1 rRNA gene (running past one end of the window) is annotated in these 1,493 nt (G+C 51.6%); it reads right to left on the reverse strand.

Features of this window, described 5'->3' with window-relative positions:
- Nucleotides 1-97: 97 nt before the first annotated feature.
- A 23S ribosomal RNA gene (locus tag ACCI49_RS23205) occupies nt 98-1,493 on the reverse strand; it runs 1,494 nt beyond the window's last position.

Raw genomic sequence — 1,493 nt, forward strand, 5'->3', positions numbered from 1 at the left:
TCGGTAAAACAATCTGTAGTAATACACCGCAAGCGATCGTATGTCTCTAACTCACAATCCGCTAGCTTAGCTAGTCGTTAGTAACCATCTCTGTTGTATGGTCAAGCCGCACGGGCAATTAGTACTGGTTAGCTCAACGCCTCACAACGCTTCCACACCCAGCCTATCAACGTGGTAGTCTTCCACGGCCCTTTAGGGGAATCAAGTTCCCAGGGAGATCTTATCTTGAAGGAGGCTTCCCGCTTAGATGCTTTCAGCGGTTATCCCGTCCGAACATAGCTACCCGGCAATGCCACTGGCGTGACAACCGGAACACCAGAGGTTCGTTCACTCCGGTCCTCTCGTACTAGGAGCAACTCTTCTCAAATCTCCAACGCCCACGGCAGATAGGGACCGAACTGTCTCACGACGTTCTAAACCCAGCTCGCGTACCACTTTAAATGGCGAACAGCCATACCCTTGGGACCGGCTTCAGCCCCAGGATGTGATGAGCCGACATCGAGGTGCCAAACACCGCCGTCGATGTGAACTCTTGGGCGGTATCAGCCTGTTATCCCCGGAGTACCTTTTATCCGTTGAGCGACGACCCTTCCATACAGAATCGCCGGATCACTATGACCTACTTTCGTACCTGCTCGACATGTCTGTCTCGCAGTCAAGCGCACTTATACCATTATGCTCATTGCATGATTTCCGACCATGCTGAGTGCACCTTCGTACTCCTCCGTTACTCTTTGGGAGGAGACCGCCCCAGTCAAACTACCCACCATACACTGTCCTCGATCCGGATAACGGACCAGAGTTAGAACCTCAAACATACCAGGGTGGTATTTCAAGGACGGCTCCACAATAACTAGCGTTACTGCTTCAAAGCCTCCCACCTATCCTACACAAGTAGGCTCAAAGTTCAGTGCAAAGCTGTAGTAAAGGTTCACGGGGTCTTTCCGTCTAGCCGCGGGTACACTGCATCTTAACAGCGATTTCAATTTCACTGAGTCTCTGGTGGAGACAGCGTGGCCATCGTTACGCCATTCGTGCAGGTCGGAACTTACCCGACAAGGAATTTCGCTACCTTAGGACCGTTATAGTTACGGCCGCCGTTTACCGGGGCTTCGATCAAGAGCTTCGCCGAAGCTAACCCCATCAATTAACCTTCCGGCACCGGGCAGGCGTCACACCCTATACGTCCTCTTACGAGTTTGCAGAGTGCTATGTTTTTAATAAACAGTCGCAGCCACCTGGTCACTTCGACCGGCCTCAGCTTAGGGAGCAAGTCCCATCACCAAAACCGGCGTACCTTCTCCCGAAGTTACGGTACCATTTTGCCTAGTTCCTTCACCAGAGTTCTCTCAAGCGCCTTGGTATTCTCTACCTGACCACCTGTGTCGGTTTAGAGTACGGTTCACTATTGCCTGAAGCTTAGAAGTTTTTCCTGGAAGCAGGGCATCAACCACTTCGTCTCTAAAAGAGACTCGTCATCAGTTCTCAGCCTT

It is taken from the genome of Microbulbifer epialgicus, assembly GCF_041447265.1.
Taxonomy (GTDB): domain Bacteria; phylum Pseudomonadota; class Gammaproteobacteria; order Pseudomonadales; family Cellvibrionaceae; genus Microbulbifer; species Microbulbifer epialgicus.